This window comes from Gardnerella coleohominis (assembly GCF_002896555.1).
Lineage (GTDB): Bacteria > Actinomycetota > Actinomycetes > Actinomycetales > Bifidobacteriaceae > Bifidobacterium > Bifidobacterium vaginale_F.
In genome coordinates this window covers 278,826-298,164 of sequence record NZ_MNLH01000001.1, presented here as the reverse complement: position 1 = coordinate 298,164, position 19,339 = coordinate 278,826, and the positions used below count along the sequence as shown (strand labels likewise).

The window sequence follows — 19,339 nt, the reverse complement described above, 5'->3', positions numbered from 1 at the left end:
TTTCATTACTATCGTTCGTTCCATCGTAACGACTTGCCATGACTCATTACTAACGTTTTGATGATGTTTTGCGTTTTTTACGCTTATTTTCTTTACTATCTTCAATAGCTTCTTCAATTAGTTCAACATCAGCACGTTCTTCACGAGGAGATTGCTCTATAACATCAATATGATAATCGTCATAAGCTGGTTCTGATTGAATCCATATCTGAGATGGTTCAGGAGGTTCAATATCTGAATGTTCTCCGCATCCATGATCAAGAGAAACAACCTTGCCGTCGTCAGGACTCCAAGCGTTTGCGCATACTCCGAACATATTTCCAAGAGCACCTGCAAGTGGAATCATAAATCCGCATGTTGAACAAGCATTACCTTCTGCAATTCTAGTCGATAATGATTTAGGTCCATGTTGCCCTGAATACCAACGTTTTGCTGTCTGTGCTATTGCTTCAGCAGTCATTACCTTTCTGCGCGAAAGATGAAATGCTTCTACTGCGTCTTCGAAATCTTCATTAGATTCGTAAGATTCACTAGATTCAGATTCTTCAGATTCTTTAGATTCCTCAGATTCCTCAGATTCTTCGCTAGATTTAGCAGCTTCATTTGCTTTAGAAGCCTCGTTAGCTTCATTAGCATTAGCATCAGCAGCATCCGTGTTTTCAGAAGTTACATTATTTTCTGAAGCCTCTGAGTCAGAATTCTCTGATTTATCCTCAAGCTCTGATTTATCCTCAACTTCAGATACACCATTTTCAAGACGCGAATCGTTTTCTTCTGTACCAATAGAATCAGTAACAGAAAGATCAGATGGCTTTAATCTGTCTTTCCAAGGAATCCAAACTGGAGGTAATAATGAATCCTCCGTAGGCACAAGCGTAGATTCATTAATGGTCCAACGCTCTGCTTCTTCGTCATGGTATAACGTGACAGACCATTGCCATCCTTCGTAACCGCGCATAGTGCATTCAAAGCGATAATCTGTAACATTGTCGCCAAGATCTATAGCAGTTACAAAATCTCCAACTGCATCATCACGTTCTGAAGTTTCCACAGCATTTTTGTAAGCCAAATCCTGCGGATTTAATACGTCAACTGACATAAATTAATCCTGCACGTCAAAATTATCTGCTACAGCTCTAAGCAATGTAGCAAGTTTTTTACTTTCAGCCGTTGATGGGTAGTGCTTTCTGCGTAATCCATTTCCTGCAGAATCAAGAAGCTTAATTAAATCTTCTACAATAGCTGCCATATCTTCTGCTTTAGGTCTAGTAGCCTTTACCAATGATGGTGCAGATGCTAATACAGTCAAACCCATTGCTTGTGGGCCTTTACGACCTTCTACTACTGAAAATTCTACGCGAGTTCCTTTGCGAAGAGTTTTCACATCAGCTGGTACAGCGGTAGATGGTAGGAAAACGTCCTTGCCATCATCACTGGCAATAAAGCCGTAGCCCTTTTGTGTATCGTACCAACGAATACGCCCATTGGGCATAACACACCTCACTCAATCAATGACATAGTTATTAATGTAAAAGTTTGCGCATAATCAATCTGATAAATGCACACCCGTTCTATTGTAGCGCATCATAAAATTATGGGCACATAATAGTTATTTTTTCATTCACTCACTTTTACAGGAAGCACAATAGTAAGTGTTAAACCATGTGCATCCGATAAATCTAATTTATTCTTTCCATCCATTGTATCGTCAATATTCTCAACAATGTTATCTGCGTTTTTAGCATATGGAGCAGATGTTGAAGCGCAAATAAAACCATGATGTGCTTTAACAACTGATTGAACAATAGCCATTCCCAGTCCTGTTCCACCTTTTTCTCTTGCCCTAGAAGGATCAGCACTATAGAATCGTTCAAAAATGTGTGGCAATGATTCTTCAGGCACGCCTTTTCCGTGGTCTATTACGCGTATAACCGCATAAGACACGCCGCTTCCAGTTGATTGACTAACTTCCACAGCTTCAATGAATTCTTTAAGAGAGCCAGAAACAGAATCCATGCGAGCCAAAGAATCTGGTTCGATTGAAGCATTCATAATGCTTATTCCAATTTCAACAGGCGAATCAATAGGAGTATAACGATGTATATTTCCAACAATATTCGTCATAACTTGTTGTAATCTTGCTCCATCTGCTAGCAGTGTAACTTTAGGCATGTTCCCAGGCCTAAAAACAATCTTATGCTCGCATTTTACGCTGTTGGAATCATGTGTTTTCCAGTAATCTAGGAGTTCTAAACTACCCAATTTAACATCGCGAATAGGATCCAGCGCGTGCAAGTCGTTTGCAGCATCAGTAATAATAGATGAAACATTAACTTGTTGCGAAATATCTATTCCACGACCTTCATCAAATCTTGCCAAAGATAACAAGTCCTCAACTAAATCGGTCATTCGCTCTGTAGAAGATTTAATATGAACAATAGCATCATCGACTTTGTCGTCCGAGCCTGGCACTTTTCTCCACATTTCGTAAAGCTCTACATAGCCGTGAATAATTGCTAAAGGCGTTCTTAATTCGTGGCTAGCATCTGAAACGAATCGCTTCATTTTTTCTGTCATAAGCTCTTGCTCGTTAAATCCTCTTTCAATTCTTGAAAGCATTGAATTTAATGATGCAGCTAAAGAGCCTATTTCCGTATTCTCAGGAGCTGATTGAACACGTTTGCTTAAATCTCCAGAAGCAATTTTAGATGCGGTTTTTTCGATTCTCTTTAACGGCTTAAGCGTTGATTGAATAATAATAGTTGACATAAATACGCCGAATAAAATTACTGTAATACTAACCATAAGGCAATATTGTGTAAGCGTATTAATAGTGTCTATCTGGTCGCTTAAAGACAATGCTATATAAACGTATCCATGTTTAGTATCGCTACTGTATTCGCTAGTGTTTCTTCCCCATTTAAGAACCAGTACACGCCATGGAGCAGAAGCTGTTTTCACAGTTGCTGAGCTCACATTTTTAAGATTTCCCTTAACTTGTGCAGGAGTAGTAAAAGGCTTATTTGGAGAAACCCCTTCTAAACTACCATCTTCAGGAAGAGTTGGAATAGATGTTATATCTCCCTTAAGAGGTGGGACAAGTGGAGTTGAAAGAATTTTGTTGTCAATATCTCTAACTTGCAGGAAGTAATCGTTAGGGCCAACTGTTGATTGACGTCCATCCTTACTACGCAATAAGTCAATGTTGTCATAAATAAGCTGTGCCTGATCAGTTAGCTGAGTATCGGTTTTTTCAATAAGATAATTTTCTACAAGTTGTCGAATTGAAAGTGAAATTCCAAATGCTGCTACAGTAAGAACAACAAAAGTGCATGCAAGTAGCTTAGTGCTGAGAGGTATAGAATCTACGCGCTTGCGCACGAAACGACGAATCCAACCAATTTTCTTTGGTTTTTCTGAAGAATTTTCAGCCCCATTATTATATTTGACTAATTGCTTAGATTTGTTATCTTTTTTATCTTTGTTATCTTCATTTACTTTATGGCTACTGTTATCGATGCCGTTATAGCTATTTTTATCGCTATTATTTTTACTGCTATCTATATCCTTCTGATTTTCAGAATGTTCTTCATATGACGATTCATATTCTGCACTTTTAACGTCTTGAGACATTTCTAGTGAGTTTTGAGACATAGAATTTGCGTCATGATTATTCAGTGATTCAGTAACTTTCATAGCTACAAGCACCTCATACGTGAAATTTATTAGTTTTGTCCCGCTTTTGGTTCGCGAATCATATAACCAATTCCGCGTTTAGTTTCAATTAATGGGACCACTTTGCAATATTTACCTGATAAATCTTCTGTTTCAATTCCATCGATTTTCTTGCGCAAATATGAAATATACGATTCTACGATCGCAGCGTCTCCGCCCCAGTCATATTGCCAAACGTGATTAAGAATTTGATTTTTGGAAAGAACTCTTCCTTCGTTTTCCATCAAATAATGTAGAAGCTTGTATTCTGTAGGACTTAATTCAATAGGCGTTCCAGCTCTAGAAACATCATGAGAATTCTCATTAATTTCCAAATCTGCTACTCGCAAAATAGAGCTGTCGCTTTCTTCGTGACTATTAGTTCGGCGTAGAATAGCGCGAATGCGAGCCACAACTTCTTCTAGGCTAAATGGCTTAGTGACATAATCGTCTCCGCCAACAGTAAGTCCCATAATCTTGTCTTGCATGTCGTCGCGTGCAGTGAGGAATAACACTGGTACGGTGATGCCATTTTGCCTAATTCTTCTTGTTACAGTAAATCCATCAATATCTGGTAACATGACATCCATAACAATAAGATCTGGTTTTACTCGTTCAATAACATCAACAGCTTCAGAACCAGATGCAGCAGTGTTAACGTCAAAACCAGCGAAGTGCAGTGATGCTACAAGAAGTTCGCGGATTGACGGTTCATCATCGACAACAACAATAGATGCTTCTACATTCTTACCCATAATATTTATCTTTACTTTTACTATATGTTTTTAACAGCTGCTGAAAAATAAGCATATTAAAAAATATGATTATTTACAACTTTAACTAGTATTTCTTCAACTAACCTTATTCCATATTAAAGATGTTGTGCGTGTCGTCTTCGAGGCTTTCGTTTTCCGGATTTAATTTCATTTGCTAACTTATTTTTACGTTTAATAGCTAGAACAATTATTGTCGCGATTGAAAATAGTATAACAAGCATAACAACGGTAGATATTATGCTCGCCGATGTTGTAGTGGAAGTTTGCTTTGAAAGAACAATTTGCTTCATCATAGCTAAAGCTGATCCTGACCAATCTGGACCTGAATCGTTCATTAATGCATTTGATGCAGCGTCAGATATTGTGTCTACTGTTGTTTTGCGTTTAAGCCATTCATCTGAATTAGGCGAAACTGCTACTACCAATCGACCATCATGACTTGCTACAGCCAATAGCAAGGTGTTTGGAGCTGGATTAGTGCTTATAAGTACATCACTTGCCCATTTTGAAGGATCTTGAGAGTTTCCAAAAGTAGATATATAAAGCAATCTCACAGAAACTCCTGTTTGCTTTTTAGTCTGAATAATCGCATCAGAAACTTTTGATATTGAATCTCCTAATAAGTTTTCTGTATCTGTAATTGAATCTGTGGCAATAATATTGTTAAGCGAATGGTTTGGATTTTTATTTCCATCTTTACTTGAATCTACAGCATAAGCATTGGAAGTAAACAATTGTGTATTTGCATAATTGCTGTAAGGAAATACTGATAGAAGGCATGTCAGAATTGCCATAATGATAAAAGAACACGCCGTGCGCATTTTTTTCATCTTTTTTATATGCATAAAATAACCGCCTACACACGTTTTTCTAAGCTTTTGTGCTTAAAAAACTTCTGACCACAATGGACAAAAACATTGGTAATTTATTGCTTAATGCAATAGATTTCATAATACAGTGTTAATACGTCATATACGTGTATCGCGTCGTATTTTGAACATTTAATAATGTTGCTTTTATGACGAAATTGCGTTTATGACTATTAATATTTGTAAACACTAATTATAACAATTTAATAAATTACGAGAATAGGTTGGGGAAAAATATGGCACAATTTCAAGTTGATTCAGATCGTATACAACAAGCAGCTGGAGCAGTAGGAACATCTGTTCAAGCTATTCGAGATGCAGTTAATGGAATGTATGCTAATTTGCAACAATTGCAAAGTGTTTGGACTGGATCAGCATCAGTTCAATTCGCTTCTACTGCTCAGCAATGGCGTGCTGCTCAACAACAAATGGAACAATCATTGCAAGCAATTCAACTTGCAATGCAACAGGCATCTAATGTCTACCTTGATGCTGAGACTCAAGCAGCAGCATTGTTCCATAATTAATAACTAAAACATGAATATTACATGCTAAAAATAAAACACGGAGGCGTTATAATTGCTTAACGTCTCCGTGTTTTATTTTGCTAATTAATGGTTTTATCTTAAACGAACTTTAAGTTAAAAACTTATAACTCTGTTTAGTATCCCATGTCAGCGCCGGCCTGTGGTGCAGCAGCTGCCTTTTCAGGCTTGTTTGCAACAACAGCTTCAGTTGTTAAGAACAAGCCAGCAATAGAAGCTGCATTCTGTAGAGCAGAACGAGTCACCTTAACTGGGTCAGTAACACCAGCAGCCATCAAATCTTCATAAGTGTTGGTTGCAGCATTGAAGCCTTCGCCTTCTGGGAGTTCGCGCACCTTGTTAAGTACAACATCTCCAGAAACGCCAGAGTTCTGAGCAATCTGCTTGATTGGAGCTTCTACAGCGCGGAACACGATTGCAGCGCCTGTAGCTTCTTCACCCTTGAACTCTGTGATCTCAGGAGTCTTTTCAATCTTTGCAGCAGCCTGAACCAAAGCTACGCCACCGCCTGGAAGCAAACCTTCCTCGATAGCAGCCTTAGCATTACGAACTGCATCTTCAATGCGATGCTTACGTTCCTTAGCTTCAACTTCAGTAGCAGCGCCAACCTTAATAACAGCAACACCGCCAGCGAGCTTAGCAAGACGCTCTTGCAACTTTTCGCGATCGTAATCAGAATCAGTGTTCTCAATTTCAGCGCGAATCTGAGCAACGCGAGCATCAACATCTTCCTTAGAGCCAGCACCAGAAACGATAGTTGTTTCATCCTTAGAAACAATCACCTTAGCTGCATGGCCGAAAACAGAAGCGTCGATTGAATCAAGCTTCAAGCCGAGGTCGTCAGAAACAACCTGTGCGCCGGTCAAAATAGCCATATCCTGGAGCATAGCCTTACGACGATCGCCGAATCCTGGAGCCTTAACAGCAACAGTATTGAAAGTGCCACGAATCTTGTTCAAAACAAGTGTTGGCAATGCTTCGCCATCAACATCTTCAGCAATAATAAGCAATGGCTTGCCGGACTTCATAACGAGTTCAGCGATGTGGACGATATCTTGCTGGCTTGAAACCTTGCCAGAAGTGAGCAAAATGTATGGGTCTTCAAGAACAGCAGTCTGATCTTCTGCGTTAGTGACGAAGTAAGGGGAAATATAGCCCTTATCAAAGCGCATGCCTTCAGTGAAGTCCAAGTCAAGACCAAACTTGTTGTTATCTTCAACAGTAACAACACCATCCTGGCCGACCTTATCCAAAGCTTCAGCAATCTTTTCGCCAACTTCAGGATCTGCTGCAGAAATCGTAGCAGTAGCAGCAATCTGTTCCTTGGTCTCAACATCCTTTGCAGAAGCAAGCAATTCCTTGACGATTGCTTCAGCAGCCTTTTCGATGCCGCGGCGAAGAGCGATTGGGTTGCTTCCTGCAACAACATTCTTCAAACCTTCATGCACCAAAGACTGTGCCAAAACAGTAGCAGTTGTAGTACCGTCACCTGCAACGTCATCAGTCTTCTTAGCGACTTCCTTAACGAGTTCGGCGCCAATACGCTCGTATGGATCTTCAAGATCAATTTCCTTAGCGATAGAAACGCCATCATTTGTGATAGTTGGTGCACCGTAAGTTTTATCTAATACAACGTTGCGACCCTTTGGGCCAAGTGTAACTTTAACAGTGTCTGCAAGCTTATCCAAACCGGCGAGCATACCCTGACGGGCGTCTTCCTGGTAGGCAATAATCTTTGCCATAATTCCTCCAGATCTTTATTATGAAATACTCACTTATAGCGTGGGATAACTAACCGTCAGCTGTTTATTATCACTCACAACCTTTAAGTGCTAATCTGAAGATTAGCACTCTCGAGGCTTGAGTGCCAACTTTTATAGAAAAATTCTTTATATAAAGTACTTCTAAGGCGATTCTTTTTAAAATTATTCAATATTTTCGCTCAATAATTACTTGATAAGCATCATTTTTATTTTAGAAATATTAACAACTATAGATAAAGCAATTCTATAGATAAAACAATCACACTTATTTGACCATATCTTATAAAAATGGGCGCAAAGCTAACTTGCGCCCATAAGTTTTAACTAGATTTCTTTAATTCTTAATAAATCAATAAATAAGATTAATTAAAAATATTTAAGAAAATCATTTACAAAGAACTACAACAATTGCAGAACTTATATCACTCTCAGACTCTACAGCACTAATGCCCATTGTTTTCGCGATATCTTCTGCTGTTGCTTTATTAGAATCGTCTTTATACCAAACAACAGAATTGCTTGGAATATTCCCAGTAGGATTCGAAGCGGTTACATTAGTGTATCCAGCTTTTTTAAGTTTGTCGGCATTAGAAGCAGCATATCCGTTAATTTTCGTGGCATTAATAACTTTTACTACGACATCTTTATTAACGGCCTGAGAATTATTTTCAGAAGAGTTAGAAGAAGTATCTTTATTGTCTTTTGAATCTTTACCTGAATTGCTGTCAGTGTTATCTTTGTTGCTATCTTTTGAATCTTTATTTAATCCAAAATCATCATCTTCATCTTCGCCATCAACATCAGAATTATCCTTAGATTCAGTCTTGTTTGAAGACTTGCTTGCATAATTTTGAGTTTGTTTTCCGCTAAATGAAGTCATGATATTTGAAAGATTTCCGGAAAGTGTGGCCCATACGCCAAAGCCAAAAACTGCTGCTATTACGATTACCATAAAGTAAGGGAATAACACTGAATACCATGCTCGATTGCCTCTATGAACTCCAACAGGACCTTCTGGTGGATTGTCAAAATCATCTGGCGTGTATGACGCATAATTCTGGCTGTTTCGTGCCATAATGGCATCCCTCCAAGAAATCTACTCAGTAATATGAACCTAATATTACCTAATACCGCTCCCAAATATGATATTTTGTGTATTTTATTTATTATTTAGAAGTCTTAAACAATAATTGAAAATTAAATAATGATAAAAGAATATATTTCATAATTTTTTAATTAAAAACTAAATTATGTATCATATTTTCACCGGCTTGTCATAATGTTGTTAATATGACTATTGCGCAAATTAAGCCGTTAAATGAACTTATGGAATCTGATTGGGCTAAAGCTATGCAACCCGAGGAAGCACATATTCGTGCTATGGGTGATTTTTTGCGTGAACAAATTCACCAAGGTCATCGTATACTTCCAGAATCGCGCAATATTCTAAGAGCATTTAATATACCGCTTAGAAGCATAAAAGTTCTTATAGTTGGCCAAGATCCCTACCCTACGCCTGGTCATCCTGTTGGATTGAGTTTTAGCACTGAAGCAAATGTGCATCCATTACCTAAAAGTCTAATAAATATATACAAAGAATTGGTTGATGATTTGCATGTTCCAATGCCAGTTAACGGTGATTTAACTCCATGGACTAAGCAAGGTGTGATGCTTCTAAACAGATGCTTAACCGTAGAAGCAGGACTTCCAAACAGTCATCAGGGAAAAGGTTGGGAAGAAATAACTGAAGCCGCTATACGTGTTTTAAATAATAGAGTTGATGAAAACGGGAAGCCTTTGCCGTTAGTAGCGATACTATGGGGACGAAACGCTCAGAGTCTTGCTCCCCTATTAACCAATGCGACTCTTATAGAATCTGCTCACCCAAGTCCTCTTTCTGCAACGCGTGGATTTTTTGGCTCTCACCCATTTTCTAGAGCTAATGAAGCATTAATTGCATATGGAGTGGATCCTATTAATTGGTCGTTACCTTCTTCGCCAATTCAAGGGACTATGTAAAAAGAATCGCCATTTATTGAATTTTTTTAAAGAGATACAAGATATCGGTTACCATAGAACTCATGTCATTATTCCCTCCAGAACCACGCAAAAAAGCGTCGCCTTTGAATTCACAATTGAATGGCGCAAAAAACTATGTTGATTCATCTATAAAAGATGATGATCAATCACACATTTCATCTAAAGATGGTGTTTCAGCTGAAGATATAAGACGTGCACAACAGATTGCAAATATTTTGCGTTCTAGATTTACTCGTACTCTTGTTGGGCAAAATGAACTTCGTGAATCTTTGATTTTAACGCTTGTTGCAGGTGGCCATATACTAATTGAATCTGTTCCAGGTTTGGCTAAAACTACAGCAGCACAAACTCTTGCAACTGCGATGTCTGGAACTTTTAAGCGCGTACAATGCACTCCTGATTTAATGCCTGCAGATTTAGTTGGAACTCAGGTTTTTGATTTTGCATCTCAACGTTTTACTACGCAAATTGGTCCTATTCATGCGAATATTGTTTTGCTTGACGAAATTAACCGTTCAAATGCAAAAACTCAATCTGCAATGCTGGAAGCTATGGCAGAAGGAGCTACCACTATTGGCGGAGAGCGTATTGAATTGCCTTATCCGTTTATGGTAATTGCTACGCAAAATCCTATTGAAGAAGAAGGTACTTTTAATCTTCCTGAAGCACAAATGGATCGCTTTATGATGAAAGCGATTATGACATATCCTAGCGCTGAAGAAGAAGTTCGCATGCTAACTATGCTTACTGAGCGTGGATCTGATGTGATTGATATTGCTTCATTGAGTAATCAACAGATTAGTTTGCGAGATGTGATTTTCTTGCGTGCTGCTTCTCGTCGTATTCATGTATCTAAAGCGATTATGGAATATGCAGTTGATCTTGTTGCCACTTCTCGCGGAGAAGGAAAGCATCCACTTTCAACTCTCCCATCACTTGTAAGAATGGGAGCTAGCCCTCGTGCATCTATTGCTTTAATTCGTATTGCTCAGGCTCACGCTTTGCTTTCTGGACGAGATTATGTGATTCCTGAAGATGTAAAAATGTTTGTACATGAAGTTTTGCGACATCGTATTCTTCTAACTTTTGAAGCATTAGCGGGCTCTATTACAAGCGATCAAATTATTGACGCTATTGTGGAAACGGTTCCTGTACCATGATTGATTCATTTATGAATCGTTCAATTAAGGATTCTGTGCATAAGGGTTCTGTGCATAAGGATTCCAAGTCTAAGGATTCTGTGCGTAAGGTTTCTAAGCCTAAGAAGAATTTCAATGTGCTTAAAGACGTTGCAAGTTCTATGCTTTTAACGCCAACGAGCAAGCGTATTCGATTATCTAGTAAATCGAGATTGGTTCGTAAAAAGATAGAAATTCTTGATCATAGAATAACTCTTCCAGTTGCTAGAACAACTTTAGGCTTGTTAGAAGGTGAGCATCCTTCTCATGACCGTTATGGTAATGGAGATATTCTAGATATCCATTCTTGGCAGCCTGGCGATGAAGCGAGAATGATGAATTGGTCTGCGAGCGCTAGAGTTGGCCAACCAATGGTTTCTGCTAGAGAACGTTGTATGTCTTCTAATACGTGGATTATTTGCGATGCTAGTATTTCTATGAATGCTTCTTGCGCTTCTGGAGAATTCGCTTATGAGGTTGCTTCTAATGCAATATGCTTGTTCGCTTCTTTAAGTATGAAGCGAAATGATACTGTGCAATTAGTTATGGTTGATGGAGATTGTGTTAATTCAATGCCTCAATCTCACACAGTTCCTGATTGTGAAAGAATTATTGATAGTGCTTTTTTGCGTTATAGAAGAAATAAGCAGAATAGTGATTCATTAATTAAGTTCATTAGGAATATTCGTAATAAGCGCGGTCTTATTGTGCTAATAGTAGATAATGATTCTTTTAAAGCTTCTCAATTGGAGGATCTGCAAAAAATATCTCTTAATCAAGCGCTTGTTGTAGTAAATATTGAAACTATAAATCCTTGTGATTCGAGTTTAAACGCTAGAGTTGTTGACGGAGTTACATTAAAACAGATTCCTGCATTTTTTATGGACGATATTGTTAAAAAAGAAATTGCTTCGCGCCATGCTTTCCGTAAGAATGCTCTTGATGATGTATTAACAAACATGAAAGCTACACTTATAAATGCAAATTCAAGTGAATCAATGCTTCGTAATTCGGCGCATATTATGTCTCGCGCATTTTCGTATACTTCAAAAACTATGGCTATTTAACAAAGGTATAGGTTTTATAGCGATGAGAGAAATTCTGACAGCTTAATACACAATATATAGAAAAATCTTAAAATGAGATTTGCTTAAGTAGAAGTAATGTGATAATTGGATTGATAATGGAGTACAAAAATAATTTTGTGCATAAGTCAGGAGGTTCCATGGATATATCAAGTATTCAGCCGCAGCTTCACGACAATATACTTTTTGTAGGAATTATTTTAGGAGCTTTAATCGCTCTATGTATTTCAGCGTTCATAATTTACATTTCGTTGCGAGTAAAGAAAATAGAAGATGCTTCTAACTCATTGAATCCTGCTCATAAAACTAGTGCACGTAAACAAGAGTGGAGAAAGAAAATCGAGTCAATTGTTGAAGATTATCATTCTGGGGCTCTTTCTCATGATCAAGCTTGTGCGAAACTTGCGTCTGTTGCAAGAAAATACGTATCGGCTTTAACTGGCAAAAATATTACTACTTGTACTTTGAGTGAAATAAGTTCTTTAAGAAATAAATTAAATAATAAGATTGGTGCAGATAAGTTAAGACAAACTATTACAGCATTGTATCCTCCTGAATTTGCTGATTTAACTATGAATTCTCAAGCTAAAGAGACAAGTGTTGATGATGCCGCGCAATGGGTTCTTTCTCTTCTTGAAGGTTGGTCTAGCAATAATAAAAACGCTAAGAGTTCTAAGAGTAAGAAAACAAATTAGTATATAAGTTAATATGCTTTAAGTTTAAAGGGGCTAAATTTTATGAATGGAAGCTGGCAAATGATATGGCCTTGGCAGTGGCAATGGCCATTTCTTTTCTTAATTGGAATGTTTGTATCAGTTTGCATTCTTCTATTTGTTTTTATTTATGATTTCGTTATACAAAAAAAGCGTAGAAAAATTTGGGAATCTTTAATACTTAATCAAGAAAATAGTCTTAATAGTAAAAGAAAAAATAAATTTGTAGAAAACGCTTCTTCTTCTGATAATTCGAATAAGAGTAGTAAAAAAAGTAAGAGCAGTAAAAAGAATATTGAAAATATTAGCACTTTATACACTTTTAGTATTGATGATGACTTACAGGGAACAATAGCAAGTAGATTGTGGAGAAAGTGGATTATTCTACGCAGAACAGCAACAATTTTATTAGTTCTATCTTTGATAAGCGCTTTAGGATTATTTGCAAGACCATCAAAAATTTCAGATGCTCACGAGCAAGCAAGCACTAGAGATATTGTTTTATGCTTAGATGTTTCCGGCTCTACGTTGCCATATGATCAAGAGGTTTTGCAATCATACTTAAGTTTTGTAGAGCATTTTCAAGGTGAAAGAATAGGTTTAAGTATTTTTAATTCGACTTCTAGAACCGTTTTCCCTTTAACAGATGATTACGAATTAGTTAAAAAGCAACTTTCATACGCATCTAAACTTTTAAATGGAGTTCAAACTCAAAGTAGCATTGATAAAATGCAACAGCGCCAATATCAACAGATTTCTGACTGGTTAGATGGTACTCAAAATCGCAAGGAATCTACATCGCTAATCGGTGATGGATTAGTCAGTTGTGCTGCAATGATTCCAGGTTTTATCTACGGATCTACAAACAATGGTCATAAAACAGCTAACAGATTCCATAGGAATGCGTCTATAGTATTAGCAACAGATAATGTTGTTTCTGGAAAGCCTACTTACACATTGCAACAAGCGTTAGATTTAACTAAACAAGCTCATATAACTGTTGACGGATTATATTCAGGTTCTACTGAAAACGAAAACAACGACACTACTTTGAGCATGAAGAATCTTATTGAAACTCATGGAGGAACGTTCTTAACAAGAAACAACGATTCCGTATTAAGTCTTGTTCGTAAAATTGAACAAACAAGAGGTATTTTTGCGAATAAAAACAATCAGTCAGCTTTAAGTGATGATCCTGATTTATGGATTTTGCTTACGATTTTATGCTTTATTGTTTGGCTAACAATTGCAAGGAGTATGAAACGATGACACTTCTATCAATTGCGAAAACGTCATTTAATGCAGTAGCATACGAGAATTTTTCATCTGGGCAAATAATATTGAAACCTATTTTCGGGTGGATTTTTGCATCAATTCTTTTAACTGTTATATTGCTTTTTGCTTTAAAAGAATTTATATATTTTGATTTAAAGATTTTGAAAAATAACAATTTAAAAGGAATTTCGCGTTATAAAATCAGTTTCACAAAATCGAATCTTACTAACGAAACAGTTGGCATGCGCATTAGAAGATTCGTTATTTGTATCTTACTTTCAATATGCGTGATATGCCCTTGCGTAATGCGAAATACAATCCATAGATCTTTAAGTGCAACAAACGTATTATTCGTATTAGACGTTACAGGATCTATGAAAGTAAAAGATGCCGGTTACGCAAGTTATAAAAATATAGAGCGAATTCAAGCAGCAAAGCTGATTATAAATAAAGTCACAAAATCATACCCTAATGCAAGTTTTGCTGGAATACGTTTTGGAACGTCAACATCAGTAGATGTGCCTTTAACCCCTGATGCTAACGCAATAGAAAATTGGGTTAATACTGTTCAAACAGAGCCTACGGGGATTTCTTCAGGAACAAGTTTAGATGCTCCAATTGATCAAACTCTGCTTACAGCAAAAGCTATTCGCGATTCTCATCCTGAAGATGTTAATGTCTTGTATCTTATTAGCGATGGTGAAGAAACAACAGCTCGCAAACGTCGTACTTTCTCATCTTTAAGAGCATATATAAATCATGCTTTCGTTATTACAGTAGGATCAAAAGAAGGTGGAAAAATACCTGTTTCTAAAGATACTTTAGAAGATTCAGATAATAGCGATACTTCTGATTCTGCTGATGATTCTTCTTCCGATTCTAGTTCAGCTTCTTCTAAGTCTTCCAGTTCTTGGGTTATCGATCCTTCAACAGGAAATCCAGGAATTTCAAAAACTGATGACAAAAATATGAAAAATATTGCAGACGAGCTAAGTGGAGGATTCATACACGCTAAATATAGCCAAGAAATTGGTAATGAAGCTAAGAGTATTATGTCTAAACAATGGCGTGATAGTAAGACTTTTAAACCTAGATTACGTCCTGAACCGATTGTATGGCCATTTGCTTTAGTATTATCTTTTGTAATGTTATGGGAATTATCAGTATGGCTTTTGACATCTAGGAAGTTGATATGAGACTTAAAAAACCTTCAAGTAATTCCTTATTAGTATCGCGCATGTTAATGCGTATTAGTGCTGTTATTCTTGCGATTTTAGCGCTCGCTGTTATCTTTGCTGTGATTGTAAATATACGTTCTGAAATAGCATATAATGAAGCAACACATAAGTTAGTCGAAAATGTTAAATCTTTAAATAAGCTAGATTTAGATTTGCATATGCTTAAGATTCAGCAACAACAAACCGATGCTCAATTTGACGATGCTAACTCTAATAGTGATTTTCTTTTACCTCATATTAAGAAAAATATTGAGAGAAATGCAGCTATTTCTAGAGCATTTACAAAACAATTAACTAATCGTATAAATCAGGAAGACGCTATGAATAAATCTGATAAGAATAGCGTTGATCAAAATAAAATTAACACAAGCAATAATCCTAAATCAGACTCTACTAATAAATCTGGTAAGTCTAATAGTGATGCTTCTAATGAAAATAAGCCTGAACTTAATAGTACTCAAAAGAATAAAGTAGAAGATCTTTTGAAACAAAATAATCATTCGAATCATCAATATGAAAATTATGACAATGATTCTAAGTCAAATAAGAACATTGATTTAAATAAATCTAAAGGAAGTATATCTAAGTCAGACAACCCTAATAAGCCTTGGTAATTTAAAATAAAATAGTGAAAATTTTTTAAAAAATCTAAAAAATAGATTGGAATTCGCATCATATAGCCATAAATAACTTCTGACCACATTAGAAGAAAATACGTGACTTTTATGCATTTATTATGTGTAATACATGTATGTTTAACAATACTTATGATGAATTCGCGTCACTTAAACGCAGCACATACATTTGTGCATTAGATTTGCTATCACTTGTACGTTCGCATGAATTAAGTGATTGGACTGGAAAAGCGGCAACCTTATACAAAAATGATTTGCAGAATGTTGCAAGAGAAGCATTATCGATATCGCACTCATATTGGAGCGCATAATGGTTTGGAAAGTTCAATCAAGTATAAGTGGTGGCACAAAGCTATCTGTTTCGCAAGAAAGCGAGTATCGTTCTTGTTGCAATCAGCTGCATAAGCTTTCTCAAGAATTTGATTCTTTAAGTTCTCAATGGATGCAAGCTGCTAGTAGAATCATGGCTAATTCCCTATCTAAGAATTCTTGTGAAGGCCCATTATGCAATACGAATAATTCATTAACAACTTCTTTAACTTATGATCAATGTGAGATGAATTCGAAAGAATGTAAGCGTTTTTCTGAGAAGTTATTTGAATTAAGTGTTCTTCTTTCTCGCGCGAATAGTTTATATTCTGAAGCAGAAAGAGCCTCTAAACAGCTTTTTGACAATGTTGTTTCTTTAGGTTTTACTTTTGCTCCGGCAACAGCTATTCCAATATTTGTTTATGCTGGAATATCTATTTTTAAAGATTCAACAACTCCAAATAGTAATATGCGAAATTTTGCAAAATGGTCTCACAATACTGCCCCATTGCAACAAGGTCTTATTAAAGGACTTTCGCAACATTTTATTATTAATCCAATAACGGGATTACCTTTGCGCTGGCTGAATTCTATCCAAAAAACTAAGTCATTATTTAAAAATGGAAAGTTTTCATTTGGATTTTCTAATCTTAATTCTCCTTTAGCAAGAGTTTCTGGAGGATTAAGTTCCATATCTTCAAGAATTAATAATCTATGGCAAGGAAATAAGTTAACTGTAACTAAAGTCAATATTCCAAAAAAGTCATATAAGAATATATTGCCTAAAAAAGGTCAAACAATAGGAGAAGCTTTTACAAATATTACAGAATTAAGCAATGGAAATATAGGTGTAAAGCCTCCGCTTGTCAATTCTGAAGCTGCAACAGTAGCTATACAGTGCTTCAGAAAACCAGATGGAAGCAAATCTTGGTTAGTTACAATACCTGGGACAGATGGCAAACCTCACTCTCCTTTTGGGTGGGAGCAAAATGCTGAAGTTATGAGTGAAAATAAAATTTCAAGAACTCAGGCAGATAGCACTCGTATGGTAATAGAAGCAATGCGTAAAGCTGGAATAAATAAGAATGATTCTGTTGCAATTATTGGCCATTCTCAAGGAGGAATTGTTGCAGCAAGCATAGCTAGTGATTATTCAGAAGAATATAATATTCAGCATGTTATAACTGCAGGATCTCCTATAGCAAATCATCCTATCCCGAAAAAAACTTGGGTAACAAGCGTAGAAATGGATGATGAACTTGTGCCAAGTCTTGACGGAAAATCTAATCCTTCAAGAAACAATTGGGTGACGATTAGCGCAAAAACAACTCATTATGGTAATGAAAAAAATAAAGATGATAAAAGAAATAAAAAATCTAAATCATCTAAAGATTCGTATAACGTTTCTGGAACAACAGTAAAAGGGGTTCCGGAATCAGGTACGTTAAGTCATGATTTACATTATCATTGCGCTGCTTATGAAGATGCTTCGGCTTTAGGTTCGCGTGCAATTCGTAGTCAAGAAGAGCATTTTGAAAATATAGTTAGTGGAAAATTAGAAAGTACAACACTCTGGCAAGGCACAGTTAACAAGTAAGAATAAATCTAATTCCTAGTTTGATGTAAGGTAAAACTATGAAGCTTACTGATATTTCTCCTGCTATTGCTCTTACACCACTCGATGGACGCTATCATTCTCAAACATCTTGTCTTGTTGAATACCTTAGCGAACCTGCTTTGAATCGCGAACGCATGCGCGTAGAAGTTGAATGGATGATTCTTTTAGCAAACGGATATGATGCCAATAACTTTACGCCTATTGTTAAGGGTGTTAATCCTTTAAGCGATGAAGAATGCGAATATTTGCGTTCAATTCCAGAAAACTTTGATAAAGATGGTATTGCTCTTCATGCTGCTCACGAGGCTGTTACGCATCATGATGTTAAAGCAGTTGAATACTATATTGATGATGCTTTAGATCAGGCAGAAGAAAAGCTTGGGCATAAAACACAGCTTTCCTCTCTTAAGACTCTTGTTCATTTTGCATGCACTAGTGAAGATATTAACAATCTTTCTATTGCTAGATGTGTTAAGAATGCTGTTAAGAATGTTTATAGACCGCAATTAGATTCAATAGTTGATTATTTAACTCAAAAAGCGCAAGAATACAGGGATATGCCACTTCTTTCGCTTACGCACGGTCAGCCTGCTACCCCAACAACTTTAGGTAAAGAATTAGCTGTGTACGCTTATAGATTAAAGCGTCAGCAAAAGCATTTAAATACTCAAGAATATCTTGGGAAAATTAATGGAGCCACTGGTACTTTTGGTGCTCATGTTGCAGCATTCCCAGAAGTTGATTGGATTAGTGTATCTAAAGAATTCGTTGAAAATCGAATGGGACTTGATTTCAATCCTTTGACAACACAAATTGAAAGCCATGATTGGCAAGCTGAATTGTATAGCACTGTGAGCCATATAAATCATATCTTGCATAATCTTGCTGTTGATGTATGGATGTACATATCTCGAGGAGTATTTGTACAAGTTCCTGTTAAGGGCGCGACAGGATCATCTACTATGCCTCATAAAGTTAATCCAATCCGCTTTGAAAATGCGGAAGCAAATCTTGAAATCTCATGCGCATTATTCGATACTCTTTGCGCAACTCTTACTGAAAGCCGTTGGCAAAGAGATTTAACAGATTCAACTACACAAAGGAATATTGGTTCTGCGTTTGGCTATGCAGTTCTTGCACTCAATAATTTGTTTGGCGGATTGCAGTCAATTCACCCTAATGCAGATTTTATGTCTAAAGAATTAGACGATAATTGGGAAGTTTTAGGTGAGCCTATTCAAACAGCAATGCGAGCTGAGGAAATTGCTGGAGTTGAAGGAATGGAACGTCCTTATGAGCAAGTTAAAGAGCTTATGCGTGGACATCACATTACTCAAGAAGACGTTGAAGCTTTTATTTCTTCTCGTAATTTTGATGATGAAACCGCTAAGCGTCTAAGCTCTTTAACGCCAGCAACTTATACAGGTTTAGCTTCAAAATTAATAGATTTTCTTAAATGAGAATATTTAATTAGAACTTCTAACCTATGCGATAAATGTTATAGAATACTTAACAAGTATTAATTTAACGTTGCTCTTTGTTGAACAGCAGATGTTATACGCATAAAAATTAGTGGTACGG

Annotated in this window: 16 protein-coding genes and 1 pseudogene; 10 read left to right on the top strand and 7 right to left on the bottom strand. The window is 36.6% G+C overall.

What is annotated here, in order from left to right:
* Nucleotides 1-67 precede the first annotated feature (67 nt).
* From BFS05_RS01100 to BFS05_RS01080, 5 genes and pseudogenes are all read right to left on the bottom strand, one after another.
* Nucleotides 68-1,099: pseudogene (locus tag BFS05_RS01100) on the bottom strand (DUF3027 domain-containing protein); the annotation flags it as partial.
* Between the two features lie 3 nt (nucleotides 1,100-1,102).
* Nucleotides 1,103-1,492: a cold-shock protein gene (locus tag BFS05_RS01095; protein ID WP_103084224.1), complete on the bottom strand. Its 390-nt coding sequence runs from the start codon at nucleotides 1,490-1,492 to the stop codon at nucleotides 1,103-1,105.
* Between the two features lie 125 nt (nucleotides 1,493-1,617).
* A complete protein-coding gene (locus BFS05_RS01090) occupies nucleotides 1,618-3,696 on the bottom strand; it encodes a sensor histidine kinase (RefSeq protein ID WP_258004168.1) in 2,079 nt (692 codons plus the stop codon).
* Between the two features lie 29 nt (nucleotides 3,697-3,725).
* Nucleotides 3,726-4,469 carry a response regulator transcription factor gene (locus BFS05_RS01085; protein WP_103084223.1) on the bottom strand — a complete coding sequence of 248 codons (744 nt, stop codon included), beginning with the start codon at nucleotides 4,467-4,469 and terminating at the stop codon, nucleotides 3,726-3,728.
* A gap of 116 nt (nucleotides 4,470-4,585) precedes the next feature.
* Nucleotides 4,586-5,284, bottom strand: coding sequence for a TPM domain-containing protein (locus BFS05_RS01080; protein ID WP_258004167.1), 699 nt, complete (start codon nucleotides 5,282-5,284; stop codon nucleotides 4,586-4,588).
* A 311-nt stretch (nucleotides 5,285-5,595) separates the two neighbouring features.
* On the opposite strand from BFS05_RS01080, the gene BFS05_RS01075 reads away from it, so the two are divergent.
* The gene (locus tag BFS05_RS01075) at nucleotides 5,596-5,886 is read left to right on the top strand and encodes a WXG100 family type VII secretion target (protein WP_103084222.1); all 291 of its coding nucleotides are present in this window, start codon (nucleotides 5,596-5,598) and stop codon (nucleotides 5,884-5,886) included.
* Between the two features lie 134 nt (nucleotides 5,887-6,020).
* Here the strand turns inward: BFS05_RS01075 and groL are convergent, their stop codons facing one another.
* Nucleotides 6,021-7,646, bottom strand: a complete 1,626-nt coding sequence (gene groL / locus BFS05_RS01070) for a chaperonin GroEL (protein WP_103084221.1) — start codon at nucleotides 7,644-7,646, stop codon at nucleotides 6,021-6,023.
* A gap of 406 nt (nucleotides 7,647-8,052) precedes the next feature.
* A complete protein-coding gene (locus BFS05_RS01065; RefSeq protein ID WP_103084220.1) occupies nucleotides 8,053-8,742 on the bottom strand; it encodes a LytR C-terminal domain-containing protein in 690 nt (229 codons plus the stop codon).
* A 215-nt stretch (nucleotides 8,743-8,957) separates the two neighbouring features.
* On the opposite strand from BFS05_RS01065, the gene BFS05_RS01060 reads away from it, so the two are divergent.
* The 9 genes from BFS05_RS01060 to purB all read left to right on the top strand — a co-directional run bounded on the left by BFS05_RS01060 (nucleotide 8,958) and on the right by purB (nucleotide 19,218).
* Nucleotides 8,958-9,686, top strand: coding sequence for a uracil-DNA glycosylase (locus BFS05_RS01060; protein ID WP_103084219.1), 729 nt, complete (start codon nucleotides 8,958-8,960; stop codon nucleotides 9,684-9,686).
* Between the two features lie 149 nt (nucleotides 9,687-9,835).
* Nucleotides 9,836-10,867 (top strand): AAA family ATPase, encoded by a 1,032-nt coding sequence (locus BFS05_RS01055; RefSeq protein WP_374703753.1) that lies wholly within the window; start codon nucleotides 9,836-9,838, stop codon nucleotides 10,865-10,867.
* On the top strand, nucleotides 10,864-11,952 hold the full coding sequence (locus tag BFS05_RS01050; RefSeq protein WP_258004166.1) for a DUF58 domain-containing protein: 1,089 nt from the start codon (nucleotides 10,864-10,866) through the stop codon (nucleotides 11,950-11,952). Before BFS05_RS01055 ends, BFS05_RS01050 begins: the two co-directional genes overlap by 4 nt.
* 158 nt (nucleotides 11,953-12,110) lie before the next feature.
* Nucleotides 12,111-12,665: a hypothetical protein gene (locus BFS05_RS01045; RefSeq protein WP_103084217.1), complete on the top strand. Its 555-nt coding sequence runs from the start codon at nucleotides 12,111-12,113 to the stop codon at nucleotides 12,663-12,665.
* Between the two features lie 42 nt (nucleotides 12,666-12,707).
* A complete protein-coding gene (locus tag BFS05_RS01040; protein ID WP_258004165.1) occupies nucleotides 12,708-13,952 on the top strand; it encodes a vWA domain-containing protein in 1,245 nt (414 codons plus the stop codon).
* 71 nt (nucleotides 13,953-14,023) lie between these two features.
* A complete protein-coding gene (locus BFS05_RS01035) occupies nucleotides 14,024-15,154 on the top strand; it encodes a vWA domain-containing protein (RefSeq protein WP_374703752.1) in 1,131 nt (376 codons plus the stop codon).
* Complete coding sequence (locus BFS05_RS01030) at nucleotides 15,151-15,810, top strand: DUF6466 family protein (RefSeq protein ID WP_103084216.1); 660 nt, start codon at nucleotides 15,151-15,153, stop codon at nucleotides 15,808-15,810. Before BFS05_RS01035 ends, BFS05_RS01030 begins: the two co-directional genes overlap by 4 nt.
* 331 nt (nucleotides 15,811-16,141) lie before the next feature.
* Nucleotides 16,142-17,737 (top strand): PGAP1-like alpha/beta domain-containing protein, encoded by a 1,596-nt coding sequence (locus tag BFS05_RS01020; RefSeq protein WP_103084214.1) that lies wholly within the window; start codon nucleotides 16,142-16,144, stop codon nucleotides 17,735-17,737.
* Nucleotides 17,738-17,775: 38 nt separating this feature from the next.
* A complete protein-coding gene (purB, locus tag BFS05_RS01015) occupies nucleotides 17,776-19,218 on the top strand; it encodes an adenylosuccinate lyase (RefSeq protein ID WP_103084213.1) in 1,443 nt (480 codons plus the stop codon).
* The last annotated feature ends 121 nt before the right edge of the window (nucleotides 19,219-19,339 follow it).

Excerpts from the sequence above, each read along its gene's own strand:
- BFS05_RS01095 (WP_103084224.1), bottom strand. The coding sequence starts at position 1,492 with ATGCCCAATGGGCGTATTCGTTGGTACGATACACAAAAGGGCTACGGC.
- BFS05_RS01090 (WP_258004168.1), bottom strand. The coding sequence starts at position 3,696 with ATGAAAGTTACTGAATCACTGAATAATCATGACGCAAATTCTATGTCT.
- BFS05_RS01085 (WP_103084223.1), bottom strand. The coding sequence starts at position 4,469 with ATGGGTAAGAATGTAGAAGCATCTATTGTTGTTGTCGATGATGAACCG.
- BFS05_RS01080 (WP_258004167.1), bottom strand. The coding sequence starts at position 5,284 with ATGGCAATTCTGACATGCCTTCTATCAGTATTTCCTTACAGCAATTAT.
- BFS05_RS01075 (WP_103084222.1), top strand. The coding sequence starts at position 5,596 with ATGGCACAATTTCAAGTTGATTCAGATCGTATACAACAAGCAGCTGGA.
- groL (WP_103084221.1), bottom strand. The coding sequence starts at position 7,646 with ATGGCAAAGATTATTGCCTACCAGGAAGACGCCCGTCAGGGTATGCTC.
- BFS05_RS01065 (WP_103084220.1), bottom strand. The coding sequence starts at position 8,742 with ATGGCACGAAACAGCCAGAATTATGCGTCATACACGCCAGATGATTTT.
- BFS05_RS01060 (WP_103084219.1), top strand. The coding sequence starts at position 8,958 with ATGACTATTGCGCAAATTAAGCCGTTAAATGAACTTATGGAATCTGAT.
- BFS05_RS01050 (WP_258004166.1), top strand. The coding sequence starts at position 10,864 with ATGATTGATTCATTTATGAATCGTTCAATTAAGGATTCTGTGCATAAG.
- BFS05_RS01045 (WP_103084217.1), top strand. The coding sequence starts at position 12,111 with ATGGATATATCAAGTATTCAGCCGCAGCTTCACGACAATATACTTTTT.
- BFS05_RS01040 (WP_258004165.1), top strand. The coding sequence starts at position 12,708 with ATGAATGGAAGCTGGCAAATGATATGGCCTTGGCAGTGGCAATGGCCA.
- BFS05_RS01030 (WP_103084216.1), top strand. The coding sequence starts at position 15,151 with ATGAGACTTAAAAAACCTTCAAGTAATTCCTTATTAGTATCGCGCATG.
- BFS05_RS01020 (WP_103084214.1), top strand. The coding sequence starts at position 16,142 with ATGGTTTGGAAAGTTCAATCAAGTATAAGTGGTGGCACAAAGCTATCT.
- purB (WP_103084213.1), top strand. The coding sequence starts at position 17,776 with ATGAAGCTTACTGATATTTCTCCTGCTATTGCTCTTACACCACTCGAT.